Origin of the sequence: Streptomyces sp. NPDC102402, assembly GCF_044765765.1 — a bacterium.
Lineage (GTDB): Bacteria > Actinomycetota > Actinomycetes > Streptomycetales > Streptomycetaceae > Streptomyces.
The window spans coordinates 266,468-283,048 of the sequence record NZ_JBIWKR010000007.1 but is presented as its reverse complement, the minus strand read 5'-3'; the positions used below and the strand labels follow the sequence as shown (position 1 = coordinate 283,048).

18 protein-coding genes are annotated in these 16,581 nt (G+C 72.8%); 10 read left to right on the top strand and 8 right to left on the bottom strand.

Annotated elements, in window-relative coordinates; all coding sequences use genetic code 11:
- Positions 1 to 70 precede the first annotated feature (70 nt).
- Complete coding sequence (locus ACIRJR_RS22260) at positions 71 to 1,234, top strand: serine hydrolase domain-containing protein (RefSeq protein WP_403783451.1); 1,164 nt, start codon at positions 71 to 73, stop codon at positions 1,232 to 1,234.
- On the opposite strand, the gene ACIRJR_RS22255 is transcribed toward ACIRJR_RS22260, so the two are convergent.
- The 5 genes from ACIRJR_RS22255 to ACIRJR_RS22235 all read right to left on the bottom strand — a co-directional run bounded on the left by ACIRJR_RS22255 (position 1,228) and on the right by ACIRJR_RS22235 (position 6,241).
- Positions 1,228 to 1,896, bottom strand: a complete 669-nt coding sequence (locus ACIRJR_RS22255) for a response regulator (protein WP_403783449.1) — start codon at positions 1,894 to 1,896, stop codon at positions 1,228 to 1,230. The genes ACIRJR_RS22260 and ACIRJR_RS22255 overlap by 7 nt on opposite strands.
- On the bottom strand, positions 1,893 to 3,200 hold the full coding sequence (locus tag ACIRJR_RS22250) for a sensor histidine kinase (protein WP_403783447.1): 1,308 nt from the start codon (positions 3,198 to 3,200) through the stop codon (positions 1,893 to 1,895). Before ACIRJR_RS22250 ends, ACIRJR_RS22255 begins: the two co-directional genes overlap by 4 nt.
- A complete protein-coding gene (locus tag ACIRJR_RS22245; protein WP_403783445.1) occupies positions 3,193 to 4,380 on the bottom strand; it encodes an acyltransferase in 1,188 nt (395 codons plus the stop codon). Before ACIRJR_RS22245 ends, ACIRJR_RS22250 begins: the two co-directional genes overlap by 8 nt.
- Complete coding sequence (locus ACIRJR_RS22240; protein WP_403783443.1) at positions 4,373 to 5,329, bottom strand: alpha/beta hydrolase; 957 nt, start codon at positions 5,327 to 5,329, stop codon at positions 4,373 to 4,375. The genes ACIRJR_RS22245 and ACIRJR_RS22240 overlap by 8 nt, the downstream gene beginning before the upstream one ends.
- Positions 5,330 to 5,467: 138 nt before the next feature.
- Positions 5,468 to 6,241 (bottom strand): LysR family substrate-binding domain-containing protein, encoded by a 774-nt coding sequence (locus ACIRJR_RS22235; protein ID WP_403783441.1) that lies wholly within the window; start codon positions 6,239 to 6,241, stop codon positions 5,468 to 5,470.
- Between the two features lie 57 nt (positions 6,242 to 6,298).
- Between ACIRJR_RS22235 and ACIRJR_RS22230 the strand changes: the two genes are divergently transcribed.
- Together ACIRJR_RS22230 and ACIRJR_RS22225 are read left to right on the top strand one after the other, a co-directional pair.
- Positions 6,299 to 6,697: a DUF5997 family protein gene (locus tag ACIRJR_RS22230; RefSeq protein ID WP_403783439.1), complete on the top strand. Its 399-nt coding sequence runs from the start codon at positions 6,299 to 6,301 to the stop codon at positions 6,695 to 6,697.
- 1 nt (position 6,698) lies between these two features.
- Positions 6,699 to 7,988: a HEAT repeat domain-containing protein gene (locus ACIRJR_RS22225; RefSeq protein WP_403783437.1), complete on the top strand. Its 1,290-nt coding sequence runs from the start codon at positions 6,699 to 6,701 to the stop codon at positions 7,986 to 7,988.
- Here ACIRJR_RS22225 and ACIRJR_RS22220 read toward each other — a convergent pair.
- Entirely contained in the window at positions 7,973 to 8,605 is a 633-nt protein-coding gene (locus ACIRJR_RS22220; protein WP_403783435.1) for an SRPBCC family protein, read from the bottom strand. The two genes, ACIRJR_RS22225 and ACIRJR_RS22220, sit on opposite strands and share 16 nt — an antisense overlap.
- Before the next feature lie 142 nt (positions 8,606 to 8,747).
- Between ACIRJR_RS22220 and ACIRJR_RS22215 the strand changes: the two genes are divergently transcribed.
- From ACIRJR_RS22215 to ACIRJR_RS22185, 7 genes are all read left to right on the top strand, one after another.
- Positions 8,748 to 9,125: a hypothetical protein gene (locus tag ACIRJR_RS22215; protein WP_403783433.1), complete on the top strand. Its 378-nt coding sequence runs from the start codon at positions 8,748 to 8,750 to the stop codon at positions 9,123 to 9,125.
- Between the two features lie 208 nt (positions 9,126 to 9,333).
- Complete coding sequence (locus ACIRJR_RS22210; protein ID WP_403783431.1) at positions 9,334 to 10,146, top strand: tetratricopeptide repeat protein; 813 nt, start codon at positions 9,334 to 9,336, stop codon at positions 10,144 to 10,146.
- Positions 10,147 to 10,328: 182 nt separating this feature from the next.
- Positions 10,329 to 11,357: an N-acetyl-gamma-glutamyl-phosphate reductase gene (argC, locus tag ACIRJR_RS22205; protein WP_403783429.1), complete on the top strand. Its 1,029-nt coding sequence runs from the start codon at positions 10,329 to 10,331 to the stop codon at positions 11,355 to 11,357.
- Positions 11,354 to 12,532 carry a bifunctional glutamate N-acetyltransferase/amino-acid acetyltransferase ArgJ gene (gene argJ / locus ACIRJR_RS22200; RefSeq protein WP_403783427.1) on the top strand — a complete coding sequence of 393 codons (1,179 nt, stop codon included), beginning with the start codon at positions 11,354 to 11,356 and terminating at the stop codon, positions 12,530 to 12,532. Before argC ends, argJ begins: the two co-directional genes overlap by 4 nt.
- Positions 12,529 to 13,455 (top strand): acetylglutamate kinase, encoded by a 927-nt coding sequence (argB, locus tag ACIRJR_RS22195; protein WP_403783425.1) that lies wholly within the window; start codon positions 12,529 to 12,531, stop codon positions 13,453 to 13,455. Before argJ ends, argB begins: the two co-directional genes overlap by 4 nt.
- Positions 13,452 to 14,648 carry an acetylornithine transaminase gene (locus ACIRJR_RS22190; RefSeq protein WP_403783423.1) on the top strand — a complete coding sequence of 399 codons (1,197 nt, stop codon included), beginning with the start codon at positions 13,452 to 13,454 and terminating at the stop codon, positions 14,646 to 14,648. Before argB ends, ACIRJR_RS22190 begins: the two co-directional genes overlap by 4 nt.
- 25 nt (positions 14,649 to 14,673) lie before the next feature.
- The gene (locus ACIRJR_RS22185) at positions 14,674 to 15,219 is read left to right on the top strand and encodes an arginine repressor (protein WP_403783421.1); all 546 of its coding nucleotides are present in this window, start codon (positions 14,674 to 14,676) and stop codon (positions 15,217 to 15,219) included.
- Here the strand turns inward: ACIRJR_RS22185 and ACIRJR_RS22180 are convergent.
- Complete coding sequence (locus ACIRJR_RS22180; RefSeq protein ID WP_403783419.1) at positions 15,213 to 15,914, bottom strand: L,D-transpeptidase; 702 nt, start codon at positions 15,912 to 15,914, stop codon at positions 15,213 to 15,215. The genes ACIRJR_RS22185 and ACIRJR_RS22180 overlap by 7 nt on opposite strands.
- A gap of 64 nt (positions 15,915 to 15,978) precedes the next feature.
- On the bottom strand, positions 15,979 to 16,581 hold the full coding sequence (locus ACIRJR_RS22175) for a pyridoxamine 5'-phosphate oxidase family protein (RefSeq protein WP_403783417.1): 603 nt from the start codon (positions 16,579 to 16,581) through the stop codon (positions 15,979 to 15,981).

Genomic DNA, 16,581 nt, shown 5'->3' with positions numbered 1-16,581 from the left:
CCGTACGGTGCCTTCCCGCCAGTCCGACCAGTCGGTATGGTGCATGCCACCGAGACGAGGAGAGAGACCCGTGCCGCAGATCCAAGGCCACTGTGACGACCGGTTCGGCGCGGTGCGCGACGCGTTCGAGGCGAACTTCGCCGAGCGTGACGAACTGGGCGCGGCGGTCACCGTCCTGCTCGACGGCGCCCCCGTCGTGGACCTCTGGGGCGGATGGGCCGACGGTGACCGGACCCGGCCGTGGGAGCGGGACACCGTGGTCAACGTCTGGTCCACGACCAAGGGCCCGACCGCGCTCTGCGCCCACATCCTCGTGGACCGCGGCCTCCTGGACCTGGACGCCCCGGTGGCCGACTACTGGCCCGAGTTCGCCGCCTCGGGCAAGGGGGCCGTCCGCGTACGCCATCTGCTCTCGCACCGCTCGGGCGTCGCGGGCCTGCGCGATCCGCACACCCTGGCCGAGCTCTACGACTGGGAGCTGACCACGGCACGGCTCGCGGCCACCGAGCCCTGGTGGGAGCCGGGCACCCGCTCCGGCTACCACGCCATCTCGTACGGCTTCCTCGTCGGTGAGGTCGTCCGCCGGATCACCGGTCTGCTGCCCGGGGAGTTCCTGCGGCAGGAGATCACCGGCCCGCTCTCCATCGACTTCACCGTGGGCCGCCCGGAGAAGGACGCCGGACGCGTCGCCGAGCTGGTCCAGCCGAAGGCCGTCTCCCGTGAACAGGCCGCTCTGTTCGCCGCGATGGAACCGGTGGCCATCGCCTCGCTCCTCAACCCCGGTACGGGCATCGCCGCCGCCAACACCCCCGGCTGGCGGGCAGCGGAGATCCCGGCGGCCAACGGTCACGGCACCGCCCGCGCGGTCGCCTCCCTCTACGGCATCATCGCCGGGCGCGGCAGTCTCGACGGCCGGAAGGTCCTGTCCGAGGAGGCGGCCGAGCGGGTCCGCGAGGGGCAGGGTCCCTGCCGGGACCTGGTGCTGGGGGCGGGATTCGCCCACGAGACCGAGCTGGGCCTCGGCCTCTGGCTGAGCGGGGAGAACGGCTCGTACGGCCCGAACCCGCGCGCCGTGGGCCACGACGGGGCGGGCGGCTCCTGCGGGCTGGCCGACCCGGAGGCCGGGATCGCGCTCGGCTACGTCATGAACCGCATGGGCCCGAACATCGCCGACGACCCGCGCAAGATGGCGCTGGTCGCCGCGGTGTACGACGCCCTCCCCGCGGCTCAGTAACCGGCCGGGCGCACCAGCCCCGACTCGTACGCGTACACCGCCGCCTGGGTGCGGTCGCGCAGGCCGAGCTTCACCAGGATCCGGCTCACATGGGTCTTCACGGTCTGCTCCGCCACCACCAGGCCCGCCGCGATCTCCGCGTTCGAGAGGCCCTGCGCGATCAGGGACAGCACCTCCGTCTCGCGTTCCGTCAGGTCGCCGACGCGGTCCTTGCGCGGAGCGCGCGGCCCGGCGCTCACCCGGGAGAACTCGGCGATGAGGCGCTTGGTGATGTTCGGGGCGAGCAGCGCGTCCCCGGCCGCCACCACCCTCACCGCCTCGGCGAGTTCGTCGGCCGAGGCGTCCTTCAACAGGAATCCGGAGGCCCCGGCGCGGAGCGCCTCGTACACGTACTCGTCGAGGTCGAAGGTGGTCAGGACGAGCACCTTCACCGCGGTACCGGGCTCCCCGGTGAGACGGCGCGTCGCGTCGATGCCGCCCAGGCGAGGCATCCGTATGTCCATCAGGACGACGTCCGGGCCCAGTTCGGCCGCCTTCTCCAGCGCGTCCACACCGTCCACGGCCTGACCGACGACCTCGATGCCCGGCTCGGCGTTCAGCAGCACCGTGAAGCCCTGGCGGACCATCATCTGGTCGTCGGCGATCAGCACGCGGATGGTCATGAAGGGTCCTCCAGGGGGAGTGTCGCCATTACTTCGTAACCCCCGCCGGGGGTGGGCCCGTGGGTGAGTTCGCCGCCCAGCATCGTGGTGCGTTCGCGCATCCCGAGCAGCCCGTGCCCGACGCCGCCCGTCCGCCGGCCGGGCCCGTCCGGGGCGGTGTTGGTGACCCGGACCGTGACGGCGGCGCGGTGGTAGCCGACCTCCACCCGGGCGCGGGACCCCGGGGCGTGCCGCAGCACGTTGCTCAGCGCCTCCTGCACGATCCGGAAGGCCGACAACTCGACACCGGGCGGGAGCGGACGGCGCCTGCCGGCGGTCTCCGCCGTGACGGAGACACCCGCGCTCCGCACCTTGCCGATCAGCTCGTCCAGCCGCTCCAGCGTGGGCTGCGGGGCGTGCCGCAGCCCGTCCGCCGCCGCGTCCTCGGCGCGCAGCACCCCCAGAACCCGGCGCAGCTCGGCCAGCGCCTCCACGGCGTTCTCGCGTATGCCGGCGAGGTTCTCCCTGAGTTCGTCCGAGGGATTCTCGACGAGGTGCGGCGCGACCTGGGCCTGGATGGAGATCACCGACATGTGATGGGCGACCACGTCGTGCAGCTCCCGCGCGATCCTGTTGCGTTCCTCCAGGAGGGTGCGCCGGGCCCGTTCCTCCTCCGTGAGCCCGGACTGCACGACGAGCTGGGTGCGGGCCACCCGCAGAGCGCGCAGGGCCGTGCCGATCACGACGGCGGTGATGGCGACCAGCGCGCCGGCATCCATCGCGTAGGTGTGGCCGCGAGTGGTGAAGGCACTGGACACCAGGCCCGCCAGCAGGCTCACGACGAGCGCGAGGACCGCCCTGCGCGGACGGACCCGGAGGGCCAGAAGAAGCAGGGCCAGGCTCTGCATCGTCATCTCGGCGCCGGTCCACGGGAACAGCTCGCCGGGTGTCATCGCGGGCTCCGCGAGCCGCACGCTGACGACCATGAGGGCCAGAGAGGCCCACCAGGCACGGAGGGGATGCCACAGGCCGGCCAGTAGCGCGAGCGCCTGGAGCACGGCGAGGAGCACCGTGTACGCGGGTATCGCGGCGCCGTGGGGCACCAGATCGGGCACGTGCCACAGGGCGGTGAACGTCGCGACGAACGTCAGAACCATCCCGAACACGGGCCGCCAGACCGACGCGCCGGGCGTGCCCGCTGGAGGCACCGGATCGACGGGCGCGCTCCACAGGTCCTCACGCAGCACCCGCGGCAGCCCGCGCATCGCCGCCACCGCCCGGTCCCAGGCCCCCGCCACCCCCGTCATGCCGCTCAGCTTAAGCACGGTGCGACTCCGGGGTCCGGGCAGGGGAGCCGGATCGTACGACGGTCGAACTGCCGCCGCCCCGCCGCTCGTACGCCCCGAACGCGGAACGGCACACCAGCAGCGCCAGCCCGAACACCGGCAGCCAGGCGAGCCTGGCGAACACCCAGCCGGGGCCGTCCGGGACCGTGTGCAGGCCGGGCACCGGCCCGCTCACGAACAGCACGGTCGACGTGACCGCGATCATCGCGGTCTGGTGCCACAGGAACACCGTCATCGCTGACAGGTTCAGCAGGGCCACCGCCGCCCACACCCCGGGCCGCGCGAGAATCCGCCGCAGGCGTCCGAGCAGCAACAGGGCCGCACCGCACTGGGCCAGGCCGAAGGTGACGGCGGCGAGCGACGGCGGGTCGAGGTTGGAGAGCGTCCCGCCCGGCACCCCGACCATGGAGGCGGGGTAGCCGGCGAACAGCACCAGCGCCGCGGACGCCCCGGCGCCCCCGAGCAGCAGGACCCAGCCGGTCCGGCGGTCGTTCAGCCCGTCCCGCGCCCACGCGGCGCCCAGGCAGTAGGGGACCAGCCATCCGGCGGCCACATTGATCCATCCCAGGGAGGCCGGGCCGTCGAGCCCCAGGCGGAACAGGTCGACGTGCAGGACGACGGCGAGCGGCCACAGCGGGTGCAGTCGTGCCACCAGCGGGGTCGCCGCCGTCAGCGCCGCGAACACCAGCAGGAACCACAGCGGCGACCACACCAGCTTGCCGAGCGCGCCCACCGTTCCCCGGTCCACGCCCGAGGCCAGCATCACGACGGCGGCCACGGCCCACACCGCGGTCACGACGGCGACCGGCCGGAACAGCCGGGCCGTCCGGGTCCTCAGCCAGTGACCGTAGGACTCGCCCCTGGCCCGGGCCGAGGCGTACCCCTTCGCACCCATCTGACCGCCGACCAGGAAGAAGACGGCGAGCGTCTGGAACACCCAGGAGACCGGGGTGAGCCCGGGCATGTACCGGAGCGGACTCGCGCCGTGGACCGTGCCGCTGTCGGCGACCAGCGCCGTCACCAGCCAGTGGCCGCACACCACGCCCAGGACGGCCAGGGCGCGCAGGGCGTCCACCGCGCGGTCGCGGTCCGGGGGAGTCGCCGCGTCGACGCGCCGGGCGAGGGCGCGCACGTCCGTACGCCGCAGGAGGTCACGCACGACGGGCCTCCGCCGTCCCCGCGACGATCGCGGCGATGCCGCGCAGGGAGACGGACCCCGGCCTCAGGTAGTCGCTGTGCCCGGCGTCCCCCGCGTCGAAGACCTCGGCGCCGAACTCCGGCGACACCGGGTCCGTCCCGAACCCGACCGTGCCGAACGGCAGCGCGAGCGCCGTGTGCGGGACCCCGCTCATCCAGTCGGCCCCGCCACGGCCCGCCCACACCGTCGCCGGGGTGCGCAGGGCGGCGGCGTCGTCCGCACCGGTGCCGGGGCTTCCGTAGAGCACGATGTCCGCCACATCGAGCCCCGAAGCCGCCCGGGCGCAGACCACGGAACCGTACGAGTGGCAGAGCAGGGAGACCCGGGCGGAGGGCCTGGCCTCGCGGATCTCCCGCACGAAGGTCCGCAGGCCCGGCGCCGCCTCCCCGGCCCGCCCGGCCGTCAGGGACGAGGGGCTCAGCACGGTGGGTGTCCGATAGCCGAGCCAGGCGACGACGGCCGCCCCGGGGCCCAGCTCGCCCAGGAGCGCGTCGGCGCCACCGCGCAGACGCCAGTAGTGGTCGAGGTCGACGCCCGCACCCGGCACCAGCACGGCGATCCGTCGGGCTCGCGCCAGATTCCCGAAGACCTCCACGCCGCGGCCGCCGTCGCGCCCGTCGAACATCAGGAAGGTGCGCCCCGGAGCCGCCATGCCCGTGAGCGCGGCGGCCCGTCTCCGGTCGCCGTGGCGGGCGGCCGTCTCACGCGCCGCCCTGATCTCCTGCCGGGCGGCCGCATACCTGGCCTCCAGTACCCGGGGTCGCGTGTCCAGCGGCGCGAGCCGCGCGGGGACGGGTGCGGGAACGGCGGCGGGGCGGGCCGCTCCGGAGACCGGCAGGGCCACCGACGCGGTCACGAGGGCGGCGAGCAGGGCGCGGGGCGCGCGGCTGCTCCGTGGGCGGGACGCCATGGGAAGTCCTTCCGTACCGGACGGTTCTCGTTGAATCCGGTACCGAAGTTATGGAGCCGTCCCTGTGGTCGGCGTCCCGCGCGGGAGTGCACCTGGCACGTAGCTCGGAAGTACTACGGGTAGGGGGACGCGTGCCCGCTACGGCCGGCGGCGGGGCTTTCCGCGCTTGGCGCCGCCCTTGGCGTTCCTGGCCCCGCCGGAGCCGCCCGCGCCGCCGCGGGACGTCTTGCCCGCCGCGGGCTTGCGGGGAGCACCGCTCTTCTTCTCGGTGCGCTTCGCCTTGGGCTGCGGAGGTGTCGGGGGACGGCCCCGGGTGCTGTTGACGGTCCGGCCCCGGACGATCCCGATGAACTCCTCCACCAGGTCGGTCGTCTTCTCCTCCGGCCACGACAGGGCGATCCGTGACTCGGGGACGCCGGTCAGCGTGCGGTAGGTGAGGTCCTTGCGGTGGTAGAGGCGCGCCAGCGACTGCGGGACCACGAGCAGGCCCACGCCTGCCGCCACCAGTTCGACCGCGTCCTCGGTCGTGGCGGGCCGCTCGAACGCGGGCCGGCCCGGCGGACGCTCCCAGTCGAGGGTGTCGTCGAGGGGATGCAGCACGATCTCCTCGGCGAGGTCCTCGGCCGACATCTCCTCGACGGCCGTCCCCTCATGGTCCTTGGGGATCACGACCACGGTCGTCTCCGTGTAGAGGGGGATCGCGCTGAGGTCCGTACGGTCGACGGGCAGCCGCACGAAGCCGGCGTCGGCGCCGCCGTCGCGCAGCAGGCCGGCCGCCTTGGCTGCGGGCACGCCGACGAGAGCCAGCGGGCTGCCGGGCAGCCGCTCGTTCCAGATCCGCACCCACTTGGTCGGGGTCACGCCCGGGACGTAGGCGAGCCTGAACGCGGGGGGTACTTCCGAGCCTGTCACCCCGCAAGGTTACCGGCCGTGGTCGGAGGCGCCGCACATGCTCGATACCCTGGAACCATGACGTCGCACCAGACCACCCAGACAATGAAGCCCGCCACCGCGGCGAAGAAGCTGGGTGTGTACCTCGAAGCCACCCCCGCCGAGTTCCAGGAGGGCGTCGTCTCGCGCGCCGAGCTGAACGCGCTGCAGTCCGACCCGCCCGAGTGGCTGCAGGAGCTGCGCCGCAACGGCCCGCACCCCCGGCCGGTCGTCGCCTCGAAGCTGGGCGTCTCCATCGCCGGTCTCGCGCGAGGCGGAGTCACCGAGCCCCTCACCACCGAGCAGATCGACGCCCTGAAGCAGGACGGCCCGGAGTGGCTGCAGAAGGAACGCGCCACCCAGGCCGAGGTCCGCAAGGAAGCGGTACGCATCAAGGAGCGCGACGCCGCCCGCGCCGAGCAGGCCGACCGCGACTGAGGTGCCCTCCGAGGACTCCCGGCTCGTAGCCGCGGTGCGTGAGCGGGACGCCGCGGCGGTGGGGGAGTTCCTGGCCGCCGGCGCCGACCCGGACGCCCTCGGCGAGGACGGCCTGCCGCTGATCTGCACGGCCCTCGCCGCGTACGACGTGCCCGTGGTCGAAGTCCTCGTGGCAGGGGGCGCCGACCCGTACCGCAGGCTGCCGGACGGCTCCACCCCCCTGCTGCGGGCCGTCGACGGCGGCTGTGTCGCGGGGGTCGACGCACTGATCGACGGCACGGGCCCGGTCACGGACGCCGCCGCACGCGCGGAGCTCCTGGACCGTGCGCGGCAGTGGCACGGGATCGGCACCCTGAAGGAGCTCCGGCGCAGGACCGGGGACTCCGGGTCCGCCGTGCACGTCCGGGTCCGCGACGCGGGCTTCCACCAGGACTACGAGCAGTTCACGCTCGGAGGTGTCACGACCCGCGAAGGACACGGGGAGATCCTCACCGCGCTCGAGGCCCGGTTCGGTCTGCGTACGCCGTTCGACGAACTGGCCGGCCGTGCCCTCGCGTCCCCCGGCCGCGAGCACGCCGACTGGTTCGGGCCGCTCTTCGTCCTGAGCCGCAGGGAGGACGAGGAGACCTGGGAAGCGGCGGCCGCACTGCGGTTCCACGAGGACCCCGTTCGCCGGCTCTTCGCCGCGGAGGTGCTCAAGGCCGTCGCCGACGGGAGCCTCTCCGCCGAGACCTGGCCCTTCGAGCAGCGGGCCCTGGAGATCTTTCTTGCCTGGGCTGTCGAGGAGCGGGACCCGGCGGTCCTCGTCGCCGTGCTGACCGGCCTGGCCGACCACGACAGCCCGGAGGTGGAGGCGGTGGGTCTCTCCCTCCTCACGCACCCGGTTCCGGGCGTCCGCTGCATGGTGCCCTACACACTTCAGCGCTCGGAGAGGCTGCTCACCACGGCCGAGGCGCAGGAGGCGGTCCTCACGCTGGCGCGGGACTCCGACAGCGATGTGCGCGCCGTCGTGTGCGCCTGGCTGGCCGAGTACCCCGGCCGGGCTCCGGAGATCGCGGACGCGCTGGCGGGCCTGCTGGAGCACGAGGACCAGAACACGCGCGCCTGGGCCGTCTACGGGCTGGCCCAGCGTGACGATCCGCGGTGCGTGGACGGACACGGCCTGATCGGGCCCGTGGACCTGGAGCCCTGGTCCGACACCTGGGTCCTGGACGCGGTCCGGCGGTACGAGTCGCGTCTGCGGGAACGGCCGGCCCAGGACCGTCCGCGGACCGGTCACTCCCCGGTGTAGAAGGCGATCGTCGCCACGGTCGTCGCGGTCACGGTCTCCGGGTCCGCGCCGGAGGCGGCGAACGCACGGCCCCATTCCTCTCCCGACCGCGCCACGAAGGCCTTCGCCTCGGGGGAGCTCTGCCACTCCACGGCGTCCTCGGGGCTGAGCCCGCCGCCCGTCAGGTGCCACCCGAGCCCCAGCAGGGCCAGGTCCCAGCCGATCCCGACCGCGCCCGGCCCGTACTGGCTACGGAACTCCTCCGGAACCACGGACACGTGCTCCAGTTCGAACACGGTCCGGCCGCCGCCCTCCGGCGTGAGGCGCACCTCGACCTCACTGAAGCCGGGGTCGGGGCCGAACCGCCAGGAGACCCGCAGCCGCTCCGGGGCCACGCACTCGATGATCTCGCCGCCGGCGTTCCCCTCCAGCTGGTATCTCCCGCCGGTCCGGAACTCCCCGGTCACCGGGAGGAACCACCGGGCGATCCGCTCCGGTGAGCTCACCGCCCCCCAGACATCGGCGGCGTCCGAGTCGAAGGTGCGCCGAAGCAGCACACTGCCGGCCTCGTCCGCACCCACCCGGCGCGTGCCGACCTCCCGGTGCACCCGGCTGATCTCGTCGACGATCTCGCTCATGGCCGCTCACTCCCGTTCCGCTTGCCCGCGCCGTGCCCCCGTCGGCCATGTAACCGAAGTTCCACGCCGTCCGCCTCACCACTTGAGCTCCCCGCGCCCCGGGCCCTGTCCGTCCACCGGCCGGGCGGGCGAGAATGCGTCCATGCAGCTTCCCGTGTGCGCGACCGCGCTGATCGAGGTCGTGAAGATCACGGCCCTCCCGGCCGGGCGGGGCGCGCCGTGTCCCGGAGAGGTGGTCGCCCGCTGGGCCGGGAGCGAGGCCACCGACGCCCTCGCCCTGCTCGGGAGCCTGCCCGGCAGCGGACAGCACCGCTGCGGCTTCGCGCCGGGCTGGGGTGTCCGTGCGTACGAGGACTCGCTCGAACTCGTCCTGTTCGAGGCGGCGTTCTGCTTCAACTGCCATGAGGTCCGCATGCACGGTCCGGTCGTACCGCCCGGCCTGGCCACACAGTTCTTCGACGCGGACGCGCCAGAAGCCCGGGCGCTCCTGGACCTCTTCCGCGCCTCGGCGCGCCGGTGACCCCGGGGCGCCACGGGCCACCCCGTACGGCCACCAGGCAGGATGCCTCCGCCGGGGTCCGGGCAGGCCACTGGGGCCCGAGCCGCGAGCGGGCACGGCGGGCATCGAGGTGTCGTGCCCCGCGTGTCCGGCTCCCCGCGTCGGGGGCCGACGGCCAGTCGCCTGATCCGTCGCCGAGCGGCACGCGACGGCCCCATAGGCTCCGGGCATGAAATTCTTCCGATCGCGGGTAAGCCGTCCGCAGCCGTCCCCGGTGTCCCGGGCCAGGGCTCTGCATCAGGCCGGGCGTTACGCGGAGGCAGAGGCCGAGGCGGGCGTCGCGGTCCGTTCGCTGCAGCGTGACGATCCGGACGTGGCGCTGGCGCTGACCGTGGCCGCGCTTGCGGTCGCCGCCCAGGGCCGCCCCGCCGAGGCCCTCGCCACCTACGACGAGGCCCTGCTGGTCGCGGGCAGGATATTCGGGGCGGATCACTGGCAGACCCTGAAGTTGCGTTCCGACCGCGCCCAGCAACTGCCTGCGCTCGGTCGGTACGCGGAGTGTGAGGCGGAGTGTGCGGCCGTCGTCCGGGCCGCGACCCATGGCACAGGTACGGAGATGCGGCTCACGGCAGCGGCCGCCGGCAACGGGATGGCTTTCGCCCTCAATTCGCAAGGGCGTCACGTGGAGGCCGAGGCGATCGCCCGCGAGGCCCTGAGCACGCTTCGTGAACCGGATCGGCTGGTCCTGGCTCTGCGGATAGGTCTGGCCCGCGCTCTCAACGGCCAGGCCCGCTACGGGGAGGCTCTCGCCGAGGCTGCGGGTGCCGAGCAACTGCGCTCCGGATTCCCCCCGGAGTGGCGTGGCCAGGAGGCCGGTTCCGTGGAACTCGTGACGGCTGATGCTCTTCGGGGACTGGGCCGTGACGCTGAAGCCCGTGTCCGGGCGGCAACCGCTCACGATGCCTGCCTGGCCTCCTTCGGCCCGGACCATCGCCGCACCATCGAGGCTCGATCCTTCCTCGACCGTCTCGACGGTGCGTGAACCGGTGCGCAGCGTACGGTCGACCTGCCCGCCGGCCACCATGCACATGCGCCACCGGCGATGACGTCGATCCCCCGTCCGCGGCCCTCGGTCACGCTGCGGCAGGGGGCAGATCATGGAGAGTCTTTGCATAACACTGCATTGCTGCGTATAGTCATGCCATCGATGAGGAGGAATGTCCGATGGTGGTACGTGCGGCAGTGGCAGGAGCGAGCGGTTACGCCGGCGGGGAGCTGCTCCGTCTGCTCCTCACACATCCCCAGATCGAGATCGGGGCACTCACCGCCCACTCCAACGCCGGAGAGCGGCTCGGTGCGCTGCAGCCGCACCTGAGGCCGCTCGCCGACCGTGTCCTCCAGCCGACCACGGCCGAAGTGCTCGCCGGGCACGACGTCGTCTTCCTGGCGCTCCCGCACGGGCAGTCCGCCGCCGTGGCCGAGCAGCTCGGCGACGAGGTGCTCGTCGTCGACATGGGCGCCGACTTCCGGCTCGCGGACCCCGCCGACTGGGAGAAGTTCTACGGATCGCCGCACGCCGGTACCTGGCCCTACGGCCTGCCCGAACTGCCCGGAGCGCGCGCCGCGCTGGAGGGCACCAAGCGGATCGCCGTGCCCGGCTGCTACCCCACGGCCGTCTCCCTCGCGCTCTACCCGGCGTACGCGGCCGGCCTCGCCGAACCGGAGGCCGTCGTCGTCGCCGCGTCAGGCACCTCCGGCGCGGGCAAGGCGGCCAAGCCGCATCTGCTCGGCTCCGAGGTCATGGGCAACATGACCCCGTACGGCGTGGGCGGAGTCCACCGGCACACCCCCGAGATGATCCAGAACCTCGGTGCCGCGGCCGGGGAGCCCGTCTCCGTGTCCTTCACGCCGACCCTCGCGCCCATGCCCCGCGGCATCCTCGCCACGTGCAGCGCGAAGGCGAAGCCCGGGGTGAGCGCCGATTCGCTCCGTGCGGCCTACGAGAAGGCTTTCGCCGACGAGCCGTTCGTCGATCTGCTGCCCGAGGGGCAGTGGCCCGCCACCGCGGCCGTCCACGGGTCCAACGCCGTGCAGATCCAGGTCGCCCACGACGAGGCCGCCGGCCGGGTCATCGTGATCAGTGCCATCGACAACCTCGCCAAGGGCACCGCCGGAGGCGCCCTGCAGAGCATGAACATCGCCCTCGGGCTGCCCGAGGACACAGGTCTTTCCACGATCGGAGTCGCACCGTGAGCGTCACGGCAGCACAGGGTTTCTCCGCGGCGGGCATCGCCGCGGGGATCAAGGAGAGCGGTACCCCGGATCTGGCCGTCGTGGTCAACCAGGGGCCGCGATGCGCCGCCGCGGGCGTCTTCACCTCCAACCGCGTCAGGGCCGCACCCGTCCTCTGGTCGGAGCAGGTGCTCAAGGGCGGCGAAGTGACCGCCGTCGTCCTCAACTCCGGCGGCGCCAACGCCTGTACGGGAACCCAGGGCTTCCAGGACACCCACGCCACCGCCGAGAAGGCGGCCGAATCCCTGAACAGCGCCGGTTACGACGAGACGGGCGGGCACGGCGCCGGCACGGTCGCCGTCGCCTCCACCGGTCTGATCGGCCTGCTGCTGCCCATGGACAAGCTTCTCCCCGGTATCGACAAGGCGGTCGCCCAGCTGACCCCGCACGGCGGTGAGAAGGCCGCCATCGCGATCAAGACCACCGACACCGTCCACAAGACGAGCGTGGTCACCCAGGACGGCTGGACGGTCGGAGGCATGGCCAAGGGAGCCGGCATGCTCGCCCCCGGCCTCGCCACGATGCTGGTCGTCCTGACCACCGACGCCGACGTGGACACCGCGGGTCTCGACGACGCGCTGCGCGCCGCGACCCGGACCACCTTCGACCGGGTCGACTCCGACGGCTGCATGTCGACCAACGACACCGTGCTGCTGCTCGCCTCGGGGGCGAGCGGAATCACCCCCGCGCAGGCCGAGTTCGGGCAGGCGGTGCAGAGCGTCTGCGCCGATCTCGCCCGGCAGCTCATCGGCGACGCCGAAGGCGCCTCCAAGGACATCCGGATCGAGGTGATCAACGCCGCGACCGAGGACGACGCCGTCGAGGTCGGCCGGAGCATCGCCCGAAACAACCTCCTCAAGTGCGCCATCCACGGCGAGGACCCCAACTGGGGCCGTGTCCTCTCCGCGATCGGCACCACGAAGGCCGCCTTCGACCCCGACCGGCTGAACGTCGCCATCAACGACGTGTGGGTGTGCAGGAACGGCAGCGTCGGCGAGGACCGTGATCTCGTCGACATGCGCTACCGGGAGGTCAAGATCACCGCGGACCTCGCCGCGGGGGACGAGTCGGCCGTGATCTGGGCCAACGACCTCACCGCCGAGTACGTCCACGAGAACAGCGCGTACAGCTCATGAGCGCCGCGAGGAAGCACACCGCGCTGCCCAAGGCCCAGATCCTCATCGAGGCCCTGCCCTGGCTCACCCGGCACAACGGCAAGACCGTCGTCATCAAGTTCGGCGGAAACGCCATGATCGACGAGGAGCTGAAGGCCGCCTTCGCCCAGGACGTCGTCTTCCTGCGGCACGCCGGCCTCAAGCCCGTCGTCGTGCACGGCGGCGGCCCGCAGATCAGTGCCCAGCTCGACAAGCAGGGCCTGGTCAGCGAGTTCAAGGCCGGACTGCGCGTCACCACGCCCGAGGCCATGGACGTCGTACGCATGGTGCTGGCCGGGCAGGTCCAGCGCGAGCTGGTCGGGCTCCTCAACCAGCACGGCCCGCTCGCGGTCGGGATGACCGGCGAGGACGCCCACACCATCACCGCCACGCAGCACCGCCCGGTGATCGACGGCGAGGCCGTGGACATCGGCCGGGTCGGCGAGATCACGGCCATAGACACGGGCGCGATCCAGGCGCTGCTGGACGACGGCCGGATCCCGGTCATCTCCTCCATCGCCCGCTCCGCCGAGGACAACCACGTCTACAACGTCAACGCCGACACCGCCGCCGCGGCCCTCGCCGCGGCGCTGGGCGCCGAGACGCTGATGGTCCTCACCGACGTAGAGGGCCTCTACGAGGACTGGCCGAGCAGCGACGACGTCATCAGCCGCCTCACCGCCACCGAGCTGGAGAAGCTGCTGCCCGACCTCTCCAGCGGCATGGTGCCCAAGATGCAGGGCTGCCTCCACGCCGTACGCAACGGGGTCGAGACCGCCCGCGTCATCGACGGCCGGGTCCAGCACTCGATCCTGCTGGAGATCTTCACCGACGAGGGAATCGGCACCATGGTCGTGCCGGACGCGACGCCCGTCGCACGGACCGGGGCAGAGGGGAAGTCATGAGCAACGCGGAGTTCGCACAGCGCTGGCAGGGCGCGCTGATGGACAACTACGGCACCCCACAGCTGCCCCTCGTGCGCGGCGCGGGCGCCCGGGTGTGGGACGCCGAAGGGGTCGAGTACCTCGACTTCGTCGGCGGGATCGCGGTCAACGCGCTCGGCCACGCCCACCCCGCCGTCGTCGAGGCCGTCTCCACGCAGATCGCCTCCCTCGGCCACGTCTCCAACCTCTACACCGCCGAGCCCCCCATCGAGCTCGCCGAGCGGCTGCTCCAGCTCTTCGGGCGCGCCGGCAGGGTCTTCTTCTGCAACTCCGGCGCCGAGGCCAACGAAGCGGCGTTCAAGATCGGCCGGCTGACCGGGCGCACGCACATGGTCGCCACCGACGGCGGCTTCCACGGCCGGACCATGGGCAGCCTCGCCCTGACCGGCCAGCAGGCCAAGCGCACCCCCTTCCTGCCGCTGCCGGGAGACGTCACGCACGTGCCGTACGGCGATGTCGAGGCGCTCCGGGCCGCGGTGACGACCGACACGGCACTGCTGATCATCGAGCCCGTGCAGGGCGAGATCGGCGTCGTCGTCCCGCCCAAGGGCTATCTGGAGGCGGCCCGGGAGATCACCCGGGCCACCGGCACGCTGCTGGTCCTGGACGAGGTGCAGACCGGGATCGGCCGCTGTGGCCAATGGTTCGAGCACCAGGCCCACCAGGGGGTCGAGCCGGACGTGGTCACGCTCGCCAAGGGACTCGGCGGCGGACTGCCGATCGGCGCCACCGTCGCGTTCGGCGCGGCCGCCGACCTGCTGAAGCCCGGTCAGCACGGCACGACGTTCGGCGGCAACCCCGTCGCCTGCGCCGCCGGTCTGGCCGTACTGGACACCCTGGCGGCCGACGGAGCCCTGGACAGCGTGAAGCGGCTCGGGGAACGGATCAGGGACGGTGTCGAGGGCCTCGGCCACCCGCTGGTCTCCCACGTCCGCGGCTCCGGACTGCTGCTGGGTATCGTGCTCACCGGGCCTCTCGCGCCGAAGGTGCAGCAGGCGGCTCAGGAAGCCGGACTCCTGGTGAACGCGCCCGCCCCCGACGTCGTACGGCTGATGCCGCCGTTGATCATCGGTGACGCCGAGGTGGACGCGTTCCTGCGGATTCTGCCGGGAGCCCTGGACGCGGCTCACGGGGACGGACGATCCGGGGAGTGACGATCCGGAGAATGAGGCGACGACGATGACCGAGGCGCAGGAACCCGACCACGGCGGGCCGTCGGTGCCGCAGACCCGCACGGCACGCCACCGCAGGATCGTGGACATCCTGAACCGCCAGCCGGTGCGCTCGCAGAGCCAGCTGGCCAGGCTCCTGTCCGACGACGGGCTGAGCGTCACCCAGGCGACGCTCTCCCGCGACCTCGACGAGCTCGGCGCGGTGAAGATCCGCAACACGGGCGGCGAGCTGATCTACGCGGTGCCGAGCGAGGGCGGTTTCCGCACCCCGCAGGCGCCGCTCGGAGGGTCGGCCAAGGAGGAGCGGATGCGCAGGCTCTCCGCCGAGCTGCTCATCTCCGCGGAGGCCTCGGCCAACCTCGTGGTGCTGCGTACGCCTCCGGGCGCCGCGCAGTTCCTCGCCTCGGCCATCGACCAGGCCGAACTGCAGGCGATCCTCGGCACGATCGCGGGGGACGACACGCTGATGCTGATCAGCCGCGACCCGAACGGCGGCCAGGCCCTGGCCGATCACCTGCTGCGGCTGGCCCAGAACGACCGCGGCCGTCAGTAGCGGGTGATCGCGGTCGGGCCGGACGCCGTCCCGACCGCGATGTGCGGACGGCGGGCCGGATCGGCCCAGGCCAGGATCCGGTCCATGGCGGCCGCCGGCACGGACACACAGCCGGCGGTCGCGCCCCTCCCGTCGACGTGGAGGAAGATCCCCGCGCCCCTGCCCCGCACCGGCCGGTGGTAGTTGAAGCCGATGACGAGCGCCCGGGCGTACTGGGCCGCGTAGCTGACGAGGTGTTCGGACTCCTCCGCGCGGCAGTCGGCGGGCCTCGGTTCCACCCAGCGGTTGTAGGCCGCGGAGGCGTTGTCCTGGCACCACCACGAGTCCCCGCCGATCCGCCGGTACGGGGAGCGGGTCCCGGGCGGTGCCGCCCCGGTCCCGAAGGCGTACGGCAGGTCGTACAGCCCGGTGGGCGTGGTGTTCGTGCCCTGGGTCCGGGTGGTGCCCTCGGCCAGGCCGTTCGCCCCGAAGCGGGCGGGCGCCGAACCCGCCGCCACCCAGCCGCCCCCGCGCCGGTCCCACCAGGTGACCGTGCCCGTGGTGGAGTCCGCGACGGGGGCCTCGGCGGTGATCAGCTGCGTACCGCCGCCGGTGTCGGCCAGCTGCTCCGGAAGGGGGTGCGGCCCCGCGGGCCGCGCCGCGAGTGAGCCCGCCACGGCCAGCAGGGCCGAGGCGGCCACCAGGAATCTGCCCATGCTCCGGACCGTACGGGGCACGGCGTCACGTCCCCACCCAGCCTGCTCCGTACGGCCCAGCGCCTCACCCCGCGGTGGGCGCCGCGGGCATCGCCGGGAGGGGCAGCGGGAGTCCGGGCAGTCCGTCGATGCTGGTCGCGATGTCGGACTTCTTCGCGAAGTAGCTGCTGAGGCTTTCGTCGTCCTCGCGCCGGAAACGGTCCGCGTGCAGCGAGCGGTCCTCGTCGTACGACATGAACGGCACCCCGTACCCGCAGGTGTCCCGGATCAGCTCGGCCGTCACCACGATGATCGCGCGCAGTCCGTGAGGAGTCGGGTCCACCCCGGGGAAGTGGCCGAGCAGGCCGGGGAAGCGCGGGTCGTCACGGAAGACCGGTTCACCGCGGCCGTGCACGCGCACGATGTTGGGCGGGCCCTGGAACGCGCACCACATCAGCGTGATGCGCCCGTTCTCCCGGAGATGGGCCACGGTCTCGGCGTTGCTGCCGGCGAAGTCGAGGTAGGCCACGGTCTGTTCGTCGATCACGGCGAACGACCCGCTCACGCCCTTCGGCGAGAGGTTGATGGTGCCGTCGCCGTCCAGAGGCGAGGTGGCGGTGAAGAAGACGGGCTGCTCCTCGATGAAGGTGCGCAGTCGTCCGTCGATACGTTCATGCGTTTTTCCCAT